This window comes from Bradyrhizobium sp., from assembly GCF_030697065.1.
Classification (GTDB): domain Bacteria; phylum Pseudomonadota; class Alphaproteobacteria; order Rhizobiales; family Xanthobacteraceae; genus Bradyrhizobium.
Genome location: NZ_JAUYQU010000149.1, coordinates 1 through 2,332, shown reverse-complemented (window position 1 = coordinate 2,332; position 2,332 = coordinate 1). Strand labels below are relative to the sequence as shown.

The 2,332-nt window shown below is 65.8% G+C and carries 3 protein-coding genes; all 3 read left to right on the top strand.

What is annotated here, in order from left to right:
• Window positions 1-632 (top strand): methyltransferase (locus tag Q8R73_RS11945; protein ID WP_305719752.1); only part of this gene is annotated, 632 nt, incomplete at its 5' end.
• Between the two features lie 274 nt (window positions 633-906).
• The gene (locus Q8R73_RS11940; protein ID WP_371126082.1) at window positions 907-1,764 is read left to right on the top strand and encodes a S49 family peptidase; all 858 of its coding nucleotides are present in this window, start codon (window positions 907-909) and stop codon (window positions 1,762-1,764) included.
• Between the two features lie 106 nt (window positions 1,765-1,870).
• The gene (locus tag Q8R73_RS11935) at window positions 1,871-2,062 is read left to right on the top strand and encodes a hypothetical protein (protein WP_305719750.1); all 192 of its coding nucleotides are present in this window, start codon (window positions 1,871-1,873) and stop codon (window positions 2,060-2,062) included.
• The last annotated feature ends 270 nt before the right edge of the window (window positions 2,063-2,332 follow it).

The following is a 2,332-nucleotide window of genomic DNA, read 5'->3' as shown; positions in this document are numbered from 1 at the left end:
ATTTCGGCGCCGGGGTCGGTGCCGCCGGGCTGGCGGTCGCCCGGCGCGTCGCCGGAATCGAACCGGTGCTGGTCGAGATCGACGCGGGGCTTGCAAGCCTTGCGCGCGAAAATGCCGCCGCCAATGCCATCGCCGCCCGCGTCATCGTGCTGGACGTCGCGGCCGCCGCCGACGCGTTTGCCGCGGCCGGTCTCGCCCCCGACAGCGTCGATGTCGTTCTGATGAATCCGCCGTTCAACGATCCGGCGCGGCACCGCGCCTCGCCGCATCGCGCCCGTGAGATCGCCCATGTGGCGCGGGCTGCGACGCTGAAGGACTGGATGCACGCCGCGCGACGAATTCTGAAGTCCGGCGGCGTCCTCACCTTGATCTGGCGCGCCGACGGCGTCGCCGAGGTACTGGCGGCGCTCGATCGCGGCTTCGGCAGCCTGGAAATTCTCCCTGTCCATGGCGCGGCGAAGACGCCCGCGATCCGCGTGCTGGTTCGCGCCATCAAGGGCGGCAAGGCTCCGACCCGAATCTACGCCGCGCTGATGCTCAATGACGAGTCGGGGGCGCCCAATGAACGGGTGCAGACTATCCTGGCGGGGAAGGGGGTATTGCCGTTGGCGATACCCAACGGTGCGTTTTGAGCAGACCGGTTACTGCGGAAGCGTTTCCGAGCGCTGATCTGGCGCGGAAGTGAAGTGAATTGCCGTCAAAAGTGCGCCAATCAGCAATACCAACAGATAGATTTTCATCTCTTTCTCCGCTGCGCCGTTGCAGCCTGCCAACCAGCACGAAGCTCAGCGCGTTCCATCTGATCCAATGACAACGGCGTGATGAAGATATGGTTAACTTTGAGGTAATGGCATGACGGAACCCACGGATACACGCGGCGGTATCGCCAATGTGATCGACCGGCTGATGAAATTCGTTCCGGCGCGTTTGCGCCGGGGAACGGCCGTCGTGCCGGTGGTCCGGCTGTCCGGCGTGATCGGCGCAGTGACGCCGTTGCGGCCGGGCATGTCGCTGGCCGGCGTCGCCCGGATTCTGGAGCGCGCGTTCGCCACCCGGAACGCCAAGGCTGTGGCGCTGGTGATCAATTCGCCGGGGGGATCGCCGGTGCAATCACGGCAGATTTACCTGCGGATCCGGCAGCTCGCGGCGGAAAAGAAATTGCCGGTCCTGGTGTTCGTCGAGGACGTGGCGGCGTCCGGCGGCTACATGATCGCCTGCGCCGGCGACGAGATCTTCTGCGATCCCTCGTCGATCCTGGGGTCGATCGGCGTGGTCGGCGGCACCTTCGGATTTCAGGAGTTGATCAAGAAGATCGGCGTCGAGCGGCGGCTGTATACGGCCGGCGAACACAAGGCGATGCTCGATCCGTTCCTGCCGGAAAATCCCGACGACGTCGCAAGGGTGAAGGCGTTGCAGCGCGAGATCCACGCCCTCTTCATCGCGCTGGTCAAGGAGAGCCGCGGCAGCCGCCTGAAGGGCGCCGACGATGTGCTGTTCTCGGGCGAATACTGGGCCGGCGAGAGCTCGGTTTCGCTCGGTCTCGCAGACGGCATCGGCGACCTGCGCTCGACGTTGCGCGCCCGCTATGGCGACAAGGTGCTGACGCCGGTGGTGGCGCCCCCGAGCGGGATGCTGGCGGGCCTGCTGGGCCGCAAATCGGCGGGTGCGGGAGCGCTGGCGTCGCTGGAAGGCGTGGCCAGCCTGCCGGACGAATTGATATCGGCGCTGGAGACAAGGGCGATTTGGGCCAAATTTGGGTTCTGACGGCGCAAGGCCCGCGCCATTTGGCCCCGCACAAGGTGATTGCGGCCGGGGCCGGCTTGCGCGAGACTGCGTCAGGGGCTGACGCTTGAACGACGAGGATCGACCGATGCCACCGCTGATCGCATTTGCTGGCGCCCTGGGTAGTCTGGCCGTGGTCCGCTGGGCCTGGCGCACCGCCAAGCGGGTCAACCGGGAATTGGAAGAGGCCCGGCTGGCACGGGTCGCCGAGCAGGTCCGCTCCAACGACATTCCGACGCTGCGGCGCGATCCCACCACCGGCGCCTACCGGCCGGGGTGACGTAACCGTAGGGTGGACAAAGCCGGCGGGTCGCGCGAACGCGCGTGTCTGGGCGTGCCCACCTTTTACATCACGATTTCGAAAAGATGGTGGATTCGAAAAGATGGTGGACACGGCGCGAAGCGCGCCTTTGCCTGCCCTACTTTTCTAAGGACCCCAAAAACACTTGCGCCGGCCTCGGGGTGGGGCACCACCCTTGAAGACCGGCGAGCAAGCCTGGAGGTCGCTTCGATTTTAGCAGGCGCTTGGGCGCTCGACTGTTCACAATCG

Bases quoted from the DNA above. Each gene is read 5' to 3' on its own strand.
- Q8R73_RS11940 (WP_371126082.1), top strand. From the start codon at position 907: ATGAAATTCGTTCCGGCGCGTTTGCGCCGGGGAACGGCCGTCGTGCCG.
- Q8R73_RS11935 (WP_305719750.1), top strand. From the start codon at position 1,871: ATGCCACCGCTGATCGCATTTGCTGGCGCCCTGGGTAGTCTGGCCGTG.